General features: G+C 72.8%; 13 protein-coding genes, 1 tRNA gene and 1 pseudogene. 5 read left to right on the top strand and 10 right to left on the bottom strand.

Annotated elements, in window-relative coordinates:
• Entirely contained in the window at positions 1-2,787 is a 2,787-nt protein-coding gene (locus B073_RS46370; protein WP_158690131.1) for a hypothetical protein, read from the top strand.
• Between the two features lie 89 nt (positions 2,788-2,876).
• Entirely contained in the window at positions 2,877-3,905 is a 1,029-nt protein-coding gene (locus B073_RS0115115) for an ABC transporter ATP-binding protein (RefSeq protein WP_018538926.1), read from the top strand.
• Between the two features lie 160 nt (positions 3,906-4,065).
• Here the strand turns inward: B073_RS0115115 and B073_RS0115120 are convergent, their stop codons facing one another.
• From B073_RS0115120 to B073_RS0115150, 7 genes are all read right to left on the bottom strand, one after another.
• A complete protein-coding gene (locus B073_RS0115120; RefSeq protein WP_018538927.1) occupies positions 4,066-4,872 on the bottom strand; it encodes a hypothetical protein in 807 nt (268 codons plus the stop codon).
• Positions 4,869-5,303, bottom strand: coding sequence for an acyl-CoA thioesterase (locus tag B073_RS0115125; RefSeq protein ID WP_018538928.1), 435 nt, complete (start codon positions 5,301-5,303; stop codon positions 4,869-4,871). Before B073_RS0115125 ends, B073_RS0115120 begins: the two co-directional genes overlap by 4 nt.
• Positions 5,304-5,307: 4 nt before the next feature.
• Positions 5,308-6,972 carry an energy-dependent translational throttle protein EttA gene (ettA, locus tag B073_RS0115130; protein ID WP_026247393.1) on the bottom strand — a complete coding sequence of 555 codons (1,665 nt, stop codon included), beginning with the start codon at positions 6,970-6,972 and terminating at the stop codon, positions 5,308-5,310.
• Positions 6,973-7,234: 262 nt separating this feature from the next.
• Positions 7,235-8,638 carry an LAETG motif-containing sortase-dependent surface protein gene (locus B073_RS0115135; RefSeq protein ID WP_037811733.1) on the bottom strand — a complete coding sequence of 468 codons (1,404 nt, stop codon included), beginning with the start codon at positions 8,636-8,638 and terminating at the stop codon, positions 7,235-7,237.
• Positions 8,639-8,870: 232 nt separating this feature from the next.
• The gene (locus tag B073_RS0115140; RefSeq protein WP_018538931.1) at positions 8,871-9,425 is read right to left on the bottom strand and encodes a single-stranded DNA-binding protein; all 555 of its coding nucleotides are present in this window, start codon (positions 9,423-9,425) and stop codon (positions 8,871-8,873) included.
• Between the two features lie 559 nt (positions 9,426-9,984).
• On the bottom strand, positions 9,985-12,177 hold the full coding sequence (locus B073_RS0115145; protein WP_086023793.1) for a GTPase: 2,193 nt from the start codon (positions 12,175-12,177) through the stop codon (positions 9,985-9,987).
• A gap of 281 nt (positions 12,178-12,458) precedes the next feature.
• Positions 12,459-14,210, bottom strand: coding sequence for a dynamin family protein (locus B073_RS0115150; RefSeq protein ID WP_078508028.1), 1,752 nt, complete (start codon positions 14,208-14,210; stop codon positions 12,459-12,461).
• A gap of 311 nt (positions 14,211-14,521) precedes the next feature.
• Here B073_RS0115150 and B073_RS0115155 point away from each other — a divergent pair.
• Positions 14,522-14,594 (top strand) — tRNA-Arg (locus tag B073_RS0115155).
• Positions 14,595-14,756: 162 nt separating this feature from the next.
• Positions 14,757-15,053 carry a hypothetical protein gene (locus B073_RS47825; RefSeq protein WP_026247394.1) on the top strand — a complete coding sequence of 99 codons (297 nt, stop codon included), beginning with the start codon at positions 14,757-14,759 and terminating at the stop codon, positions 15,051-15,053.
• 414 nt (positions 15,054-15,467) lie between these two features.
• Here the strand turns inward: B073_RS47825 and B073_RS47830 are convergent.
• A pseudogene (locus B073_RS47830) lies at positions 15,468-15,695 on the bottom strand (recombinase family protein); the annotation flags it as partial.
• On the opposite strand from B073_RS47830, the gene B073_RS47835 reads away from it, so the two are divergent.
• Positions 15,588-16,388, top strand: a complete 801-nt coding sequence (locus B073_RS47835; protein ID WP_234025083.1) for a hypothetical protein — start codon at positions 15,588-15,590, stop codon at positions 16,386-16,388. The pseudogene B073_RS47830 and the gene B073_RS47835 overlap by 108 nt on opposite strands.
• 104 nt (positions 16,389-16,492) lie before the next feature.
• On the opposite strand, the gene B073_RS46375 is transcribed toward B073_RS47835, so the two are convergent.
• Positions 16,493-16,642 carry a hypothetical protein gene (locus B073_RS46375; RefSeq protein WP_018538934.1) on the bottom strand — a complete coding sequence of 50 codons (150 nt, stop codon included), beginning with the start codon at positions 16,640-16,642 and terminating at the stop codon, positions 16,493-16,495.
• Between the two features lie 342 nt (positions 16,643-16,984).
• A complete protein-coding gene (locus B073_RS0115180) occupies positions 16,985-17,950 on the bottom strand; it encodes a TRM11 family SAM-dependent methyltransferase (RefSeq protein WP_018538935.1) in 966 nt (321 codons plus the stop codon).
• Between the last annotated feature and the right edge of the window lie 16 nt (positions 17,951-17,966).

The following is a 17,966-nucleotide window of genomic DNA, read 5'->3' on the forward strand; positions in this document are numbered from 1 at the left end:
ATGGCCGGACGGAGTACGAAGACAGCTGGCCCGACCGGGGCGGGCCGGGCGGCGCCGAGCGGACCCCGGCGGGCACTGCGGCGGGTGTTACGGCGGGCGCTGCGACGCACGACGACGCCGTCCGGCGGACCGGCCGCGCTGGCACTGGGCGCACTGATACTCGTCACCGCGTTCCTCGCGGCGGCCTTCCCGCGCGGCGTGGACACCTACGAGACCCGCGGCGTCCGGGCGGCCCTCTCCGACGCCCCACCGGAGCAGCGGGCGATCGAGATCACCGCCGACCGCCTCGACACCACCCCCGCCCACTACACCCCGCTCCTGACAACCCGTCAGGACATGGCCCTCCGTGCCACGTTCACCGCTCCCCTCCGCATCACCCCCGCCGACGCCGTCCACGGCATCCGCACCACCGCCGCCCTCTCCTCCCCCGACCCCGGACTGCCCCGCCCCGACGGCCCCGGTCCCGCCTTCTCCCTCTACGCGCTCTCCGACCTCGCCCGGCACGCCACCGTCACCCAGGGCCGGCTCCCGCGCCCGGCCGCACCCGGTTCCCCCGCCCGGGAGGCGGCGCTCACCGTCACCACCGCCCACACCCTCCACCTGCGCCCCGGCAGCCTCCTGCACCTCGGTGGACTGACCCTGCGGATCTCCGGGCTGCTCACCCCCCGCTCCCCCGACGGCCCGTACTGGGCGCTCGACCCGCTCCTGACCGCCCCCGCCCTGACGGCCACCGGCACCCCGCCGCAGAAGCTGTGGCGCGCCGCGCTGCTGCTCGCCCCCGAGGACGCGCCGGTGCTGCCGGCCACCAAGGGGCGGCCGGAACGGTTCTGGCACTACCCGGTGGACGCCGGCACCCTGACCGCCACCGAAGCCCCCGCGCTCCAGGACCGGGTGCGCTCCCTCCAGCACGGCCCCGGCCTGACCCGGCTCCGCGCGGTGGTGGGCCCCGGCGGACTGGCGGACAGCGGACTGGACGGCCTGCTGGAGGGCGCCGCGCGGACCCGGGACGCGGTCGCGCCGATCGTCGCGGTGGCCGCGTGCGGGATCGGCACCGTCGCCGGCATCGCCGTCCTCCTGACCGGCGCGCTGGCGGCCCACCGCCGCCACCGCGAACTGGCGCTGCTACGGGCCCGCGGCGCCTCCCTGGCCGGGCTGACCGGACGACTGGCGGCAAAGACCGCGACGGTGGCCCTGCCCGCGGCCGCCGCCGGCTGCGCCCTCGCCGTCCTCCTCGTCCCCGGCGACCGCCTGCTGCCGTCCCTGTTCGCCGCGGCCGGCGTCGGACTGCTCGGCACCCTCGCGCTCCCCCTGCGGGCCGCCGCCGCACACCGCACCACCCGCCCCGCGACCCGCGCGGACCTGGTCGGCGGCCGGCCGTCCCGGCGCCGCACGATCGCCGAACTCACCGTGCTGGCCCTGTCGGTGGCCTCGGTCGTGGCGCTGCGCCGCCGCGGCCTCGGCGCCGGCGGCGTGGACGCCCTGGTCAGCGCGGCGCCGGTACTGGTCGCGGTGATCGCGGCGCTGCTCCTGATGCGGCTGTACCCGTGGCCGCTGCGGCTGGCGGCCCGGCCCGCCGCCCGCACCCGGGGGCTGACCGGCTTCCTGGCGCTGGCCCGGGCCGGCCGCGCCCCGGCCGCCGGGCTGCCGCTGCTCGCCGTCCTCGTGGCGCTGACCACCGCCTCGTTCGGCGGCTCGGTGCTCGCCGGGGTCGCCGCGGCCCGCGACCGCGCCGCGCTGACCGCGGTCGGCGCGGACGCCCGCCTGACCGCCGAAAAGCCGCTCCCGGCAGCCCTGTTGAGGTCCTTGACGACCGTCCCCGGCATCCGGGACGCCGTCCCGCTCCGCCTGAGCACCCAGCCCGCCGACGACAACGGCCCGCCCCTCTACCTCGTCATCGCCGACGCCGACGCCTACGCCCGGCTCGCCCGCACCACCGGCCTGGGTGCCTTCGACGCCACCGCCCTGGCCGACCCCGGCGACGACCGCCCGCTGCCGGCCCTGGTCTCCCCGGGCATCCGCACCCGCTTCGGAAACGCCCCGATGGTGCTGGAACCGGAGTTCGGCCAACTCGTCGTCCGCCCCGCCCTGGTGCGCCGCGACACCCCCGCCCAGCCCGGCGGCGACTTCGTCGTGGTCGACGCCCGCAGCGTGGCGCGGCTCCACCCCGACACCTACGCCGACCCCGCCACCGCCCCCTCCGTCGTCCTGCTCTCCGGCCCCTCCCTCGACCCCACCGCCCTCCGCGCCACCATCCGGGCCCACACCCCCGCGAGCCTCCCCACCCGCCTCACACTGCGCTCCACCACCCGCGCCCGCTTCGCCGACTCCCCCCTCCAGCAGGGCGCCGAACGCCTCTACACCGCGGCCGTCGTCGCCGGCGCCGGCTTCGCGCTGCTGGCCCTGCTCCTCTCCCACCTCCAGACCGCCCCGGAACGCACCCGCCTCCTCACCGGCCTCCGCGCCCTCGGCCTCCCCGCGCCCCAGGCCCGCCGCCTCCTCGTCCTCGAAGCCCTCCCGCAAACCCTGCTCGCCACCCTCGGCGGTGCCCTCACCGGCGCCGCCACCCTCCACCTCCTCGGCCCCGCCACCGACCTCACGCCCCTGGCTCTCCCCCTGACCTCGTCCCCCACCCCCACCACCCCCGTACTCCTCCACCCCGACCTCCCGTCCCTCCTCCTCCCCTCCACCACTCTCCTCGCCCTCTCCCTCACCACCGCCCTCCTCCACTCCCACAGAACCCAACGCCACACGGACGCAGCAGAGTTGCGGGCCCACGAGTCCGGGTGACGGGCCCACCTCCCGCCAACGAACCAAAACGCCACCCCACCCACAACAAACCCACCGCAGCACGCCCCCACTCCGACGGGAGCCACCCCATGCCACCCCACCCCGAGGACACCCCGCCCCCCTCACCACCACCCCCCGCCCCACCCCCGTCCTCCGTCACCTCCCTCACCGACCTGGAGCAGCGTGCCGCCGCGCGGCGCACCCGCCCCGCCTACGGTCACGACGCCCTCATCGCGTGCGACCGTCTGGTCCGCGTCTTCACCGCCGACGGGGTGGAGGTCCAGGCCCTCCAGGGGCTCGATCTGCTGGTCGCCGAGGGCGAGTTGCTGGCGCTGGTGGGCGCGTCCGGAAGCGGCAAGTCCACCTTGATGAACATCCTGGCCGGGCTCGACGTCCCGACCGCCGGCGCGGCCCGCGTCGCCGGCCGCGACCTGCTCACGATGGACGCCCGCACCCGCCTCGACTACCGCCGCAACATCGTCGGCTTCGTCTGGCAGCAGACAACCCGCAACCTGCTCCCCTACCTCACCGCCCTGCAGAACATCACCCTGCCGATGCAGCTGCGCGGCGGCCGCCGCCGCGCCGAACGCACCAGGGCGGCCGAGGAGTTGCTGTCCCTCCTCGCCCTCACCCACTGCCGCGACCGGCGCCCGCACCAGCTCTCCGGCGGCGAGGCCCAACGCACCGCCATCGCCGTCGCGCTGGCCAACACCCCGTCCGTCCTGCTCGCCGACGAACCGACCGGTGAACTGGACTCACACACCGCCGAGCAGGTCTTCGCCGCGTTCCGCACCGCCAACGAGGAGCTGGGCACGACGATCGTGATCGTCACCCACGACCAGAAGGTGGCCGGCGAGGTCCGCCGCACGGTCGCCATCCGCGACGGACGCACCTCCTCGGAAGTCCTGCGCCGCACGGAAATCGACGCCACCACCGGCCAGGAGTCCGTCGTGGCCCGCGAGTACGCCACCCTCGACCGCGCCGGCCGCCTCCAACTCCCCGCCGACTACACCACCGCCCTGGCCCTGCGCGACCGCGTCCTCCTCCAACTACAGCCCGACCACCTCACCATCTGGCCCGACACCCCGCCCCCTGACACCCCCACCCGGCCCACCTGACCCCCGTCCCCAGCCCGCAACATCCGGCCCGTCCGGCGTTTGAGGACGAGCCCAGGGCGGTACCGAGCCCGCAAGGGCGAGCGCGCAACAGAAACGGGGACCGCGCAGAACGGTCCCCGCAAACAAGCACCCCGACGGCGCCCCGTCAGGGGCCGGCCGCTCACACAGGCGTAACCGTAAGCCCCGACAACCCGTTCACCCCCGCCGCCCGCCGCACCCGCACGGCAACCGATCCATACGGCGTGCTCAGCCGCAGCCACCCCCCGGCAGCCAGCAGCGCCGGCTCCGGAACCGCCGTCGGCACCGCCGCCCCGGCCGCCGCCACACCGCCCCCGGCCCCCGCCGGGACCGCCGGCACCACCCCCCGCAAAAACCCGAGCGCCTGCGCCGCATGCACCGCCCGCAACGGCAGCTCCGTGTCGCCCAGCGTCCGCGACCAGATCTCCCGGCCGATCCGGTCCCGCTCGTCCCGGGTGCGCCGCTGCGGCGGCAACGCCTCGTCCCGGGCACGGAACTCGGCGACCGCGGCGGCCACCGCACGCCGCAACGCGTCCGGGGACGGCAACCCGGGCACCCGCGTCCAGCCGCCCCGCGGCGGCAGCACCCCGGCCCACGGCGGCCCGGTGACCGCGGCGGGCACGACGAGACGGCCCGCGGCCTCCTCGATGCCCTCGAGAAGCTCCCCCGCGGAAACGGTCACATCGAGCGCCGGACCACCGACGCGCCCGTGACCGACACGCCCCCGCCCGACCTCGCCGCCGGCCACTCCCTCGGCACCGCCGTCCCCCACCAGCCGCGCGGTCCGGATCGCCAGCACCTCGAAGGACGGCGGGCGGCCGAAGACGGCCAGCACCCCGCCGCCCGCCTGGAGCCGTACCGCCGCCCCGCGGTCGTAGTGGATCAGCCGGGCGAGGAAGGCCGCGAGATCCGCTGCCTCCCCGGCGTCGGCCAGCCGCAGCACCGTCATGCGCCGACGGCCCCTTCCTGATGCGCGGCGTCGTCCAGATAGTCCTTGAGGATCGCCTTCTCCTCCGCCGTGATGCGGCGCGGCCGCCCCGCGGCGAAGTCGAACGGCACCACCACGGTCGAGGCCCGCAGACAGACCGTGTCCGCGTCCTTCACCTCGTACCCCACCGTCATCGACGCGGCGCTGATCTTCCGCACCCACAGCTCGACGGTCACCGGCTCGGGCCGGTGCACCAGCTGCCGCAGGTAGTCGATCTCGTGCCGGGCCACGACCGAGCCGCCCTGGAACGCCGTACTGCCGCCCCCCGGCGCCAGCCGGCGCATGAAGTCGATCCGCGCCTCTTCGAGGTAGCGGACGAACACCGCGTTGTTGACATGGCCGTTGGCGTCCATGTCCGACCAGCGCAGGGGGCAGGAGTAGAGGTGGCGCACGGCGTCAGCCCCGGGTCAGCTTCTTGTACGTCGCACGGTGCGGACGGGCCGCGTCCGCACCCAGCCGCTCGATCTTGTTCTTCTCGTACGACTCGAAGTTGCCCTCGAACCAGAACCACTTGGAGTTGCCCTCGTACGCCAGGATGTGCGTGGCGACGCGGTCGAGGAACCAGCGGTCGTGGGAGACGACCACGGCGCAGCCGGGGAACTCCAGCAGCGCGTTCTCCAGGGAGGACAGCGTCTCGACGTCGAGGTCGTTGGTCGGCTCGTCGAGGAGCAGGAGGTTGCCGCCCTGCTTGAGGGTGAGCGCGAGGTTGAGGCGGTTGCGCTCACCGCCGGAGAGCACCCCGGCCGGCTTCTGCTGGTCCGGGCCCTTGAAGCCGAACGCGGAGACGTAGGCCCGCGAGGGCATCTCGACGTGGCCGACGTTGATGTAGTCGAGCTCGTCGGAGACCACGGCCCACAGGGTCTTCTTGGGGTCGATCTTCTCGCGGCTCTGGTCCACGTAGGAGATCTTGACGGTCTCGCCGACCTTGATGTCGCCGGAGTCCGGGGTCTCCAGGCCCTGGATCATCTTGAACAGCGTGGTCTTGCCGGCGCCGTTCGGGCCGATGACGCCGACGATGCCGTTGCGCGGCAGCGTGAAGCTGAGGTCGTCGATGAGGACCTTCTCGCCGAACGCCTTGCTGAGGTTGTCGACCTCGACGACGACGTTGCCCAGACGGGGGCCCGGCGGGATCTGGATCTCCTCGAAGTCCAGCTTCCGCATCCGGTCGGCCTCGGCGGCCATCTCCTCGTAACGCGCCAGACGGGCCTTGGACTTGGCCTGCCGCCCCTTGGCGTTGGAGCGGACCCACTCCAGCTCTTCCTTCAGGCGCTTGGCGCGCTTGGCGTCCTTCTGGCCCTCGACCTTCAGACGGGTCTGCTTGGTCTCCAGGTACTTGGAGTAGTTGCCCTCGTAGCCGTGGAGGCGGCCGCGGTCGACCTCGCAGATCCAGCCGGCGACGTTGTCGAGGAAGTACCGGTCGTGGGTGACGGCGACGACGGTGCCGGGGTACTTCGCCAGGTGCTGCTCCAGCCACTGCACCGACTCGGCGTCGAGGTGGTTGGTGGGCTCGTCGAGGAGCAGCAGGTCGGGGGCCTCCAGCAGCAGCTTGCACAGCGCGACGCGGCGGCGCTCACCACCGGAGAGGTTGGTGACCGGCCAGTCGCCGGGCGGGCAGCCGAGGGCGTCCATGGCCTGCTCGAGCTGGGTGTCCAGGTCCCAGGCGTTGGCGTGGTCCAGGTCCTCCTGGAGCTTGCCCATCTCCTCCATCAGCGCGTCGGAGTAGTCGGTCGCCATCAGCTCGGCGACCTCGTTGAAGCGCTTGAGCTTGTCCATGGTCTCGCGGGCGCCGTCCTGGACGTTCTCCAGGACCGTCTTGGCCTCGTCCAGCGGCGGCTCCTGCATGAGCATGCCGACCGTGTAGCCCGGCGCGAGGAAGGCGTCACCGTTCGACGGCTGCTCAAGACCGGCCATGATCTTCAGCACCGTGGACTTGCCGGCGCCGTTGGGACCCACGACACCGATCTTCGCGCCCGGCAGGAAGCTCAGCGACACGTCATCGAGGATGACCTTGTCGCCGTGCGCCTTGCGCGCCTTGCGCATCGTGTAGATGTACTCAGCCAAGAGAAACCGTCCGCCAGTTTGGATCTATCAGGTGGTCTGGGTGGCTCCGCCGCGTGGGCCGTGGTGCGGCGTGGCCGCGCGAGGGCAGATACACCCCATCTTGCCGTACCGGCGTCCTCGGACGGAAACGGGTTCCGGAGGACGGACGGCGAAGGCCCCGGAGCGGACAGTACGCTCCGGGGCCTTCGACTGGTGTTTCGGGTCACCGTCCGCTCACGGCGTGCCGACGGCACGCTCACCGGCGGTCACGAGGACCGCCTGCTCAGGCGGACTGCCCGGTCTTCTTCTTGCGCAGGAAGAACACCGCGCCGCCGCCGACCAGGACGAGGACGACCGCGATGCCCGCGATCACCGGGGTGGCGTTGCTGGAACCGGTCTCGGCGAGGTCGGTGCCGTGACCGCCGGTGCTGCTGCCACCGGTGGTGCCGCCGGCCGAGGCCGGGCTCGGGTGCGGCGAGGGCTGGCCGCCGTTGCCGGTGGTCTTGCAGTCCAGGACGCCGGAGAAGGTCTTCTTGAAGCCACCGGCACCGGTGATCGTGATCTGGTACGGCTGGTCCTCGCCGACCGGGACGGTCACGGTCTTGGACGTGCCCGGCGCGACCTCGTAGTCCTTGCCGGACAGCTGGAAGCGGAACGCCTCATCGCCCTTGTTGCTCGCGGTGACGTCCACGCCGCCCTTGGCGCAGTTCTTCTCCGCGGTGATCGCCGGGATCGCGCCCTGCTTCTTCCAGGAGGCCGTGGCGGCCGCGGAGACCGTGGACTCGCTGGAGCCGGCCAGGATCTGGGTCTGGCTCCTGGCGTGCACGCCGATGCCGGTGAACGCGCGGCCGACCGGGACCTTGGTCGCGGCCTGCACGGTCAGCGAGGTGGTGCCGTCGGCGGCCCCCTTGGGGACGTCGAAGAACAGCTGGCTGCCGTCGTGGGCGCTGGTGACCGGCTTGCCGTCCTTGCCCACGATCTTCACGCCGGCCGGCGCGTCCGCCGCCGGGGAGACGGTGACGCTGTCGGCGTTGGTGTGCACGGTGACCGGGCCGACCTTGCCGCCGGACTTGCCGGAGACCGCGGGCGGGTCGAGGGTCAGCGACGCCTTGGGCTCGGAGACGCTCTGCGCGTTCTTCTCGAGGTAGTCGGCGAGCTTCTCGGCGGCCGGGTCGACCGCGTCCACCTTGACGTGGTCGGAGAAGCGCCAGATCGCGACCTGGGTGCCGGCCGCGGCGGTCTTCTCGCTCAGCTGCCCGGCACCCGCCTTCGCGGAGAGCGCGGCCAGGTCGTTCACCTGCGGGTAGGAGTTCTGCAGGATCCAGCGGATCTTGCCGGCGTCCGCGTTGTCGTGCAGCGACGAGGCGCTCCAGGGCACTTCCTGGTAGCGGGCCTGCTGCTGCGTCGGGTTGTGGATGTCGATGCAGTACGTCTGGAGCGTGCCGCCGTTGTCCACCGACATCTCGAAGAGGCCGGCGCCGACGCGCTGGTCCCCTCCGTTACCGTGCACCACGGCCTGGTCGAAGGTCTTCAGACCGCCGAGGGTCGCGGTGGCGCCCCCGTGCGATGCGGCCGGGTCGTCCGCCACGGCGGTACCCGCGGTGGCTATCGTGCCCGCCGCGATGAGGCCGGAGGCCACGACCGCGGCGGCAAGGCGGGCTGCGCCCCGCCCCTTCATCGAAAGCATGATTTCCCCTCTGGGCGAGGCGGTCGGCTGGAGAGGTCGCCTCGCCGGAAAGATCCCAAGAACTCAACGGCCGAACTGGTCAGCCTGGTCAGCCCCCGTGAGTACTCGTCGGATCTTATGGAGCGAGCGCATCAGGGTCCCCGGTAATGGCGCCCCATAAGCGATCCGAATCGCAATCGTTACCGAATACGCGCAGGGTGTACCGACATTATCGACAAATCTCTGGACGTTTTCAGGGCACAGATACCTTCTGGGGCGAATTGCCGGTCGGGGCCGCACTCCCCGCCGGAACACCCGCCGGCCGTTCCGGCCCGCCCGCCAATACCACGTTCGTACCTGATTCAACTTCCTTCAACGTCCGCGGTTCCCCGCCCACTTCCCCCGCCGACCGACTCCCCTCCCCCGCTTTCCGCGCCTTCGTCACCCGGCGGAATGCCGAGGTGCCGCGCGCGAGATCGTGGCCGATCGCAAGGGCGTCGACCTCCGCCGAGAACCAGCGCTGACCGCCCTTCTCCGGCGGCTGCTCCCCCTCCCGCACGCGCAACCTCCCCTGGACGACCAGGGGTTCCCCGACCGCCACCGAGGCCGCAACGTTGTCCGCGAGCGCCCGCCAGGACCGCACGGTGTAGAAACTCGTCTCCCCGTCCGTCCAGCACTCCCGCGCCCTGTCCCACCGCCGCGAGGTCGCCGCCATACGGAACCGCGCCACCGATACCCCTGCCGCGGTCTCCCGGTGCTCCACCGCCGTGGCCACGTTCCCCACCAGCGTCACCATCGTGTCGTTCATGAATGACTCCCCCGCTCCCTCTTTTATGACGTCGCTTCAGTGCGTCGCTTCAGCACGTCGCCACGTTCACGCCTTCCAGGGCGCTTCGCCTCTTCGGCACTTCGCCTTCCGCGCTTCGGTATTCCGGCGCGCCGGCCCTGTGTTCCGGCACTCCGGCCCTGCTTCTTCTTCGGTGCTTCTATGTCAGTAAGCGACTTCGGTGCGTGACTTCCTGTGCGCGGCTTCCGCTCGCGAGACTTCCCCGCACGTCATCCATATCCGTATCCGCATCCGCACCCGCGTCCGTGTCCTCTTAGCCGGGCTTTCGTGGAGTCAACCTCCTTGCCATGCACGGTCGTTGATCCAGGTCGATTGATTCAGGTCGATCGCTTTGCACGGCATTGCGCCGGGCCCTTGCGCGCCGTGCTTCGCAGAACCCATCGTGCACGGACACGGGCGCCGGCCGCGGCGGGCTGTGGACGAACGGCCGCCTGTGGAAAACTCCGTCACCCGGACGAGGGGACGGACGGCGTTCCGTCCGCCGCCCGTCCCCTCGCTTCCCGTCCCCTCGCCTCCCGGCTCACACGCCCGACGCCACCGCGTACCGCTCCCGCACCTCGCGGTACCGCAGCAGTTCGGCGGCCACCGGCTCCAGCACCCGCGCCCGGCCGCACCCGGCCGCCGCTCCCCGCAGCCCTCGCTCGGCCTCCTGCCCGTACCGCCGGGCCGGGCCGCGGGCCACCATCCCGCACAACCAGGTCAGCACCGGGCCGCCCACCGAGCCCACGACCGCCGGCAGCACCCCGGACAGCCACTCCGCCGCATCCGTCACTCCCGTCACGGCGCCCAGCAGCCACAACACGCCGACCACCTGAAGGACGAACAGCAGCCCCTGCACCGCGGCCGCCACCGTCCACCACCGCGGTCTCGCGTCCGGCCCGCGCCGCAGCGCCGCCTCGGCCTCGGCCGCCACCGCGTCCAGCGCCTCCGGCAGCCCCTCGGCGCCCCGCCCCGCCGCCTCCCGCACCGCCTGCGCCCAGGGCATCGGCAGCCCCAGCGCGGCCTCGCCCGCCACGGTCCGGACCGCCTGCTCCACCACCGGCCGCGCGGCCGCCCGCCCGTCCTCGCCCCGCACGGACCCGGCGGCCACCGAGCGTACGGGCACGGCCCCGGCGGCCTCGTCCCCGGAACGAACACGCCCAGAACGACCACGCCCGGAACGAGTACGTCCGGAACGAGTACGTCCGGAACGAGTACGTCCGGAACGAGTACGTCCGGAACGGGTGGATTCGGAACGGGTGGATTCGGATCCGGCCGGTCCGGCGTCCGCGGGCCCGGCTCCGGCTCCCGTCCGCGGTGCGGCGATCCGCACCGCCCCCGCCCCGAGGCCGTCTCCGCCGGTCATCGCCGTCGTACCCCGCCGCCGCGTCCGGCGGGCCTTCCGCCGGGACCGCAGCCGCGACCACGGCGAGCCGCACGCCCGCGCGGCGAGGCGCAGCCAGTCCCGTTCCGCGGCCCGCCCGATGGCCACCGCCCCGACCGCCTCGGCAAGCCGGTCGTCGAACTCCTCCCGGGCCCGTTCGGTCAGGCCCACCCGCCTGTCGGCGACATACGCCGTCCGCAGGCGCTCCGCCGCGGTGTCCACGTCCGCCGTCAGTCTGCGGTCCGCCGCGCCCCGTTCCGCGACGAACTGGCCCAGCGTCTCCCGCAGTTCCGCCACCCCCTCGCCGGTCGCCGCGGAGAGCGCCAGGACCGTCGCCCCCGGTTCCCCGTGCTCGCCCAGCGCCAGCCCGTCCTCGTCCAGCAGCCGGCGCAGGTCGTCCACCACCTGGTCGGCGGCGTCACCGGGCAGCCGGTCCACCTGGTTGAGCACCACGAAGGTGACCTCGGCGTAGCCCGCCAGCGGCCGCAGATAGCGCTCGTGGAGCACCGCGTCCGCGTACTTCTCCGGGTCGACCACCCAGACGACCGCGTCCACCAGCTTCAGCAGCCGGTCGACCTGTTCGCGGTTCCCGATGGCCGACGAGTCGTGGTCGGGCAGGTCGAGCAGGACCAGCCCGGCCAGTTCGGGGCTGCCCTGCGCGGGGGTGTGGCGGCGGTGCACCGGGACCCCGAGGCGGCGCAGCAGGCCCTCCGCGCCCGGCCGGCCGCCCGACCAGACGCAGGCCACCGGTTCGGCGGTCGTGGGGCGGCGCGCCCCGGCCTCCGAACGGGGCGCCCCGGCAAGGGCGTTGAACAGCGAGGACTTGCCGCTGCCGGTCGCGCCCGCCAGGGCGACGACGGTGTGCTCCCCGGACAGCCGGTACCGCTCGTCGGCCGCCTCCAGCACCCGCCCGGCCTCGTCCAGCGCCGTCCCGTCCAGCCGGCTCCGGGACAGCGCGATCAGCTCCCGCAACGCCTCCAACCGGGGACGCAGCCCCACCTCCGCGGCCCGCCGCGCCTCACCGGGCACCCACTTGTATCCGGGCCCGCACCCCACGATCTCGTCCTCGACGCCCGCGACGGCCCCGGCTCCGTCCCCGCGGCCGACTCCGGTTCCGCCTCCGGGGCCGACTCCGGGGCCGTCGCCGACTCCGTTCCCGGTCCCGGTACCGCTGCCCCGTCCCGCCCAGGCAACCGCTCCCCCACCTGCCCCACGGACCACTCGCCCACGGACAGCCCCGCCGCTCGCACCAGCCCCACCCCCGCCACCCGCAACGCCATCCCTCTCAGCGCCCGCACCCTCCGCGCCGGCAGACGCGCCGGCAGACGCACCGGCCTCGGCGTTGGCCATGGCCATGGCCATCAGCACGGCGTCCACCTCGTCGACCTCCGCTGCCGCCGGCGCCCCGTCCTCCCGCCCCCCGCTCTCCCGTCCACCGCTGTCCCCTCCACCGTTCTCCCGATCACCGTTCCCCCATCCGCCGTCCTCCCGCGGGTCGTTGCCGTCCATCCGCTCCTCGCTGCGCGCCCGCCGCGCGATCACCCCGTCGTCCCAGGCCCCGTCGGCCCAGGTCACCACCCCCTCCCCGCCCTCGTCGGTCCCCGTCTCCGCCCGTCGCCGCTCGGACTCCGTCACCCGGTCACTGCCTCTCTCCCACACCGATCCGCCGCCGCGCGCCCGCGCGCCCGTTCCGTCTCCCACTCCGTCACCGGCCGTCGCCGGCGCTGCTCCCGCTGCACCACGGACAGCGCGGCGATCAGTTCCGCCTGCTGGTCCGGCGGCACCGTCAGCCGGTCCAACGGGGCCAGCCGGCGCTCCCGTTCACCGTCCAGGGCGTACTGCAGGTACCTGGTCAGCAGCCGGGTTCCCTGGTCGCACAGCCGCAGCGCACTCTGCGCCCCCAACAGGTCGGCGAGGTTCTCCCCGGCCGTACGGGCCCGGCGCCCGCCGAGCAGTGCGGTGGCCAGCAGGGCCGCCGGTTCCTCCACGTTCACCGGGTCGGCCCGTTCACCGGCCTGGCCGCCGCGCGTCTCCCGGGCCTCCTCCTCGGCGAGTTCCTCCAGGCAGCGCCGCCAGCGCCGGACGATCACGCCGATCCGGCCGGCGGCGCCCGCGGCCCCGTCCGCCGCGTTCGCCGCCATCTCGGCCGCCGCGGGGTCCCGCCGCCAGGCGCCCGCGGCCCGCTCGTCCGCCTCCTCGACGGCACAGGCCAGCAGCGCGGTGAGCCCGCAGGTGAGCGCGTCCAGCAGTTCGTCGGGGCGGCCGCCGAGGCCGTGCGCGTGCCAGTGGGCGCGGGCGTCGCCGGCCAGGACCTCCCCGGCCGCGACCTCGCGCCGCACCCGCGCCGCGGCCTCCTCGTACGCCTCCTCGACCCGGCCGGCCAGCCGCAGCGCCGCGGCGTGCTGTGCGGCGGCGGCGCCGGCCAGCGAGGGCATCCGGCTGCGGAGCGAGGCGATCACGCCGGTGGCGGTCCGGTCCGCGGCGGCGCTACGGGCGGCGGGGTCCTGGGCGTGCCGTTCGAGCCACTCGCGCAGGCCGGCGACGGCGGTGGCGGGCAGCAGTCCGCGGCCTCCGCCGGCGGACTCGGGCAGTTCGGGGATGGTGAAACGGGGTACGTGGCCGAGCCCGGCCCGGTGCAGGAGCTCCGCGTACCGCCCCGAGATCTCGGCGGCGATCGGGTGCGGTACCCGGTCCAGGACGGTGACCAGCGTGACGTCGTACTCCTTGGCGGTGCGCAGCAGATGCCAGGGCACCGCGTCCGCGTACCGGGCGGCGGTGGTGACCAGTACCCAGACGTCGGCCGCGCAGATCAGCTCGGCGGCCAGTTCGCGGTTGCCGGCCACCAAGGAGTCGACGTCGGGGGCGTCGAGCAGTGCCAGCCCGCTGGGCAGCGCGGGGTCCGTCTCGATCCGCACGGTCGGCGCCCCGGACTCGTCCGCCGCCGGGCCGCGCCCCCCGCCGTGCCCGTTCTCCCCGCCGTCGTCCCGCTCGCCGTCGTCGCCGCCGTCCTGTTCGGGCACCCACACCCGGCTGAGACCGGGCAACACCCGCTGCCCGGCGAACCAGAGGTGGTCGTCGGGGTGGCACACCAGCACCGGCGTACGCGTCGTGGGCCGCAGCACCCCCGCCTCGGAGACCCGCCGCCCCACCAACGAATTGACCAGGGTGGACTTGCCCGCCCCGGTGGAGCCGCCGACGACCGCGAGAAGAGGGGCCTTAGGGGCGCGCAGGCGGGGCATCACATAGTCGTCGAGCTGGGAGAGCAGTTCGGCCCGGTCCCGCCGGGCGCGGGCGGCGCCCCCGAGCGGCAGGGGAAATCGCGCGGCATCGACGCGGTCACGCAGTGCGGACAGTGCGTCGATCAGCCGGGGTCCTACATCCAAGGTCACCACATGTGAAGAATGCCCAATTTCGTTAGGTTTTTGAAGCGTATAGACCCTTGTGTGCGCGGCGCGGACTCCCACGGAACAACAAAGGTGGCATTTGGTATTTTCGTAACATTCAAGACTCAGGCATAACGAGTGCACAACACCCGCCGCACGAGGCGCCAAAAGCCGTGCAGGATTCGTACCTGCCTGCGATTATCGGGATCGCTTCACCGAACCTCCACAACGTGCCACGGAGGTGAAGCAACCGGGACGAGGCACCCGGGCCTCTATCCTGGTCCGCGGTCCGTGATCCACACCCACCACCGGCCCCCGTAGCTCAGTGGATAGAGCAGGCGCCTTCTAAGCGCTTGGCCGCAGGTTCGAGTCCTGCCGGGGGCGCTCCCTTATGGGCTGGTCAACAGCCCGGGCGGCGATCGCCGCCCGTTCACCGATTTCGGCGAGATCGGGGGCGATGGCCGCCAGAATCGTGGCTTCCAGCTGGACGCTGCGGTCACGGCCGTCGTAGCGGACGCGGAGCCGGAAAGCGTCGAAGATCTCGCGTTGCAGCGCGTCCGGGAGCTTGGCGAACCGGAAGCCGAGCTGCGGGATCACTTCGAGGAGATCGAGGTCGCCCGGCCCTTCCGGCGCCGCTTCCGCGCGGAAAGTCTCCAGTCGGGCAAGGGTCTCCCGGCGCTCGTGCTCCAGTGCGTCGAAGCGTTTCCGGATGCCTCTGCGGAATTCGGCGGCAGTTTCGGGATCGCCGTCACCCTCGTCCGGGCTCGCAAGCTGGTCGAGGAGGAGCTCCTTGCGGCGGGCGAGGCTGTCCGCCTCGTTCTGGAGGCGCTGGATGTCGTTTGACCGGTCGGGGCCGGTGGCTGTCGCTGTTGTGGTCATGGCCGCTTCGAGGAGTGGGCGGCGCTGGGGGCCGAAGATGCGGTCTTCGAAGAAGGTGTGGATGGCTTCGAGCATGGCTCGCTCGCTGATCCACACGGCCTTGGGGTGGGCGGCGTACCAGTCGGCGTCCTGGTGCTGGTCCTTCTTGGGCTGGCAGGCGTAGTAGGAACGCCCCTTGCTGGCCTTGCCGTACATCCGGTGTTCGCAGAGCGTGCAGAAAAGATAGGAGCGTAGGACGTACGAGCGGTCCGCGGAGGCCGCGGCGGCGCGGGCCGCTCGTTCCTTCTTGACGCCGGGGTGGGCGGAGGCGCCGGGCCAGGCGGCAGCGAAGAGTTGTCGGGTGACGAGGGGTTCGTGGGTGGGTCTGGGTGACCAGATCCATTCGCTGACGGGGTTGGCGCGGTTGCCGCGTTTCTTGCGGGCCTTGCGGTTCCAGACCTGGTAGCCGGTGTACTTGGGGTTTTCCAGGATGGAGCGGACCGCGGAAGCGGTCCAGCGGTGCTTGGTGGTATCGGCTCGATTGGGCCGGGGCGGCGGATACTTGTGCAGGTCGGTGTTCAGCTCGGCGGCGATGCGGGCGTAGCCGAGTTTCCGCAGAACACGCATCCGGAAGATCTCGGTGACGACGTGCGCGCGCTGCGGGTCGGGGATGAGGCGGTGTTTGGTGAGCCCTTGTTCACGCTTGGCGGGCACGGGGTGCGGGACACGCTCGGCGAGGTAGCCGTAGGGCGGTTTGCCGATGTTCCAGCCCTGCTCGATGTGCTGGATGAAGCCGTCCCAGGACAGCTCCAGCATCTGCAGGACGTACCACTCGGAGACGGCCTGCTTGACGCGGCGGGTGAGCGTCGGTGTGGCGCGTTTGGCGCGGCTGTCGGTGAGGATCGGTTCATCCGCGGCACACAGCGCGACGCCGGTCTGCTCCAGCTCGTACTCGATCTTCGTGCCGAAGTAGGTGCGGCGGGCGACGCGTTCGATCGACTCGCAGATGACGGCGGCGAAGCGCCGGTCGGGGTTCTTGGCTTCTGCGAGGAGGTCGGAGATGCCCCCGTCTCTGGGGATCGGGATGTTGAAGCTTTCGTGGGCGCGGCTGTGTCCGCGCATGGCGATGTCTTTGCGGCCGGATTCGACGTCGTAGAAGTGGGCGACGATCACCCAGCCGGGTGGGAGGGCCGCGCGGGCGTTACGGAGCTGGCGGGGCAGGGAGAGCGTCGGATCCTGGGCGTCCTCGGTGGAGGTGCGGCCCAGCCAGGCGACCGGCACCGTGGTCTGCGGTGCCGGCCGGTCCGGTTCGATCGGTGACCACGGCATGCCGGGTGGGGAGGGAGTGAAGGCGAGGATCGGAGCCCTGTCCGTGGACATTCCAACGCGTACCTTTCTGTCAATCGGCTGCCGTGAGACCACCGTTATTCGGTGGCTTTGTCAGCTGTGTCGTCATCGCTCTCCGGATGGGAAGCGAGCCAGGCCAGGGCCCGGCGGATCGCGGTGATCTGGCGCTGCTGGAGGGCCTCGCCGTCGTCGCCGTCGATCGCGACGTACTGCACGGTCACCTGCAACGGCCGCTCCCGCGGGCGCCGTTCTGGCGGAACGCCCCTGGTGGTCGGTCGTTTGCCGGTGGCCGACGACCATGGACGCTCCGTCTCGGACCGGTCGTCAAGGCCGCGATCTTCTGTGTTGACGTGGGGGAAGGGCGGGGTGTTCACCGGGCGGCTCCGGCTCGCACGTCGTACCGCCGCGGGTGGTGGTGCGGGGATGCCGAGGGCTGCAGCAGGTGCCAGCGGCGAGTCCGGAGCGGGGCCGGCGACTGCAAGGCCCCGGCATCCGATGTGTCTGCCCAGGGCGGCCTGGACACCAAGGTCCAGGCCGCCGATCCCACGGAAAGACTCCCGAGAGGAACGTCAGTGGCCACCGTGGTGGTCCCTCCGCCCGCAGGTGCGGGAGCGGAAGGAGGCCCGTGGGGCTGAGTGCATTGAACCCTCGGGTTCGCCCCAACCATCCTTCGGTTCGTATGAACTCCGGGCCTTCCCTGGCTTGGTGAAGACGAGCACGTCTTCGTGCTGGACCACGGACAGGGGGATGCCCTGTCGGCGGGCATCGCGGACGTTCTTCATCTGGAAGAACGACGGGCGGGTGACCAAGCGGCTGTTGCGGATGCCGGCGAGCATGGCGACGCAGCGTTCGGTGGGGAGGAGTCCTGCGGCTTTGCCGGCGGCGAGGACGGCGGAGGGGAGATCGATCAATTCGCCGCGTTCGCGCCAGGGGCGGGTGGTCACGACGGCGGTGCCGCCGGGACGGAGCATCTGGCAGCACCGCGCGAGGATTTCGGTGAAGGCGACCAGGAGCCGGTCGGTGGAGACATGGGCGAGGTTGGTGGGGTCCTGGCTGTAGCGGAAGTCCTTCTTGACGACGCCGCGTTCGCCGGTCTCGCGAGTGGAACGGACCTGTCCATGGACGCTGGGTCCGTACGGAGGTGAGGTGACTACGAGAGCCACCTCACCGCGGGCGTCGGCGGGGGCGAGGTCGGTGAGCCGTCGGGCATCTCCGCAGCGGACGATTCCGGTCCCGGTGCCGCTTGTTTGTGCGGCGGCGCGTGCGTTGAGGGAGGCGAGGGTGGCCCACTGGGGTTCGTACTCGACACCGAGGGCGTTGCGGCCGAGGTGGAGGGCTTCGACGAGGGTGGTGCCGATGCCGCACATGGGGTCGAGGACGAGGTCGCCGGGGCGGGTGTAGGTGGCGATGGCGTGGGCGGCGATGCCGGGGTGCATCTTGGCGGGGTGGGCCGCCGAGCCGGGGACGTAGCGGCCCTTGCGCTGGGCGGGGGCAGAGGTGGGGGCGGTGTTCCACACCGAGTCGTAACGGGGCACTGGGAACTCCTCGCTG

The sequence above is a fragment of the Streptomyces sp. MspMP-M5 genome, assembly GCF_000373585.1.
Taxonomy (GTDB): Bacteria; Actinomycetota; Actinomycetes; order Streptomycetales; family Streptomycetaceae; genus Streptomyces.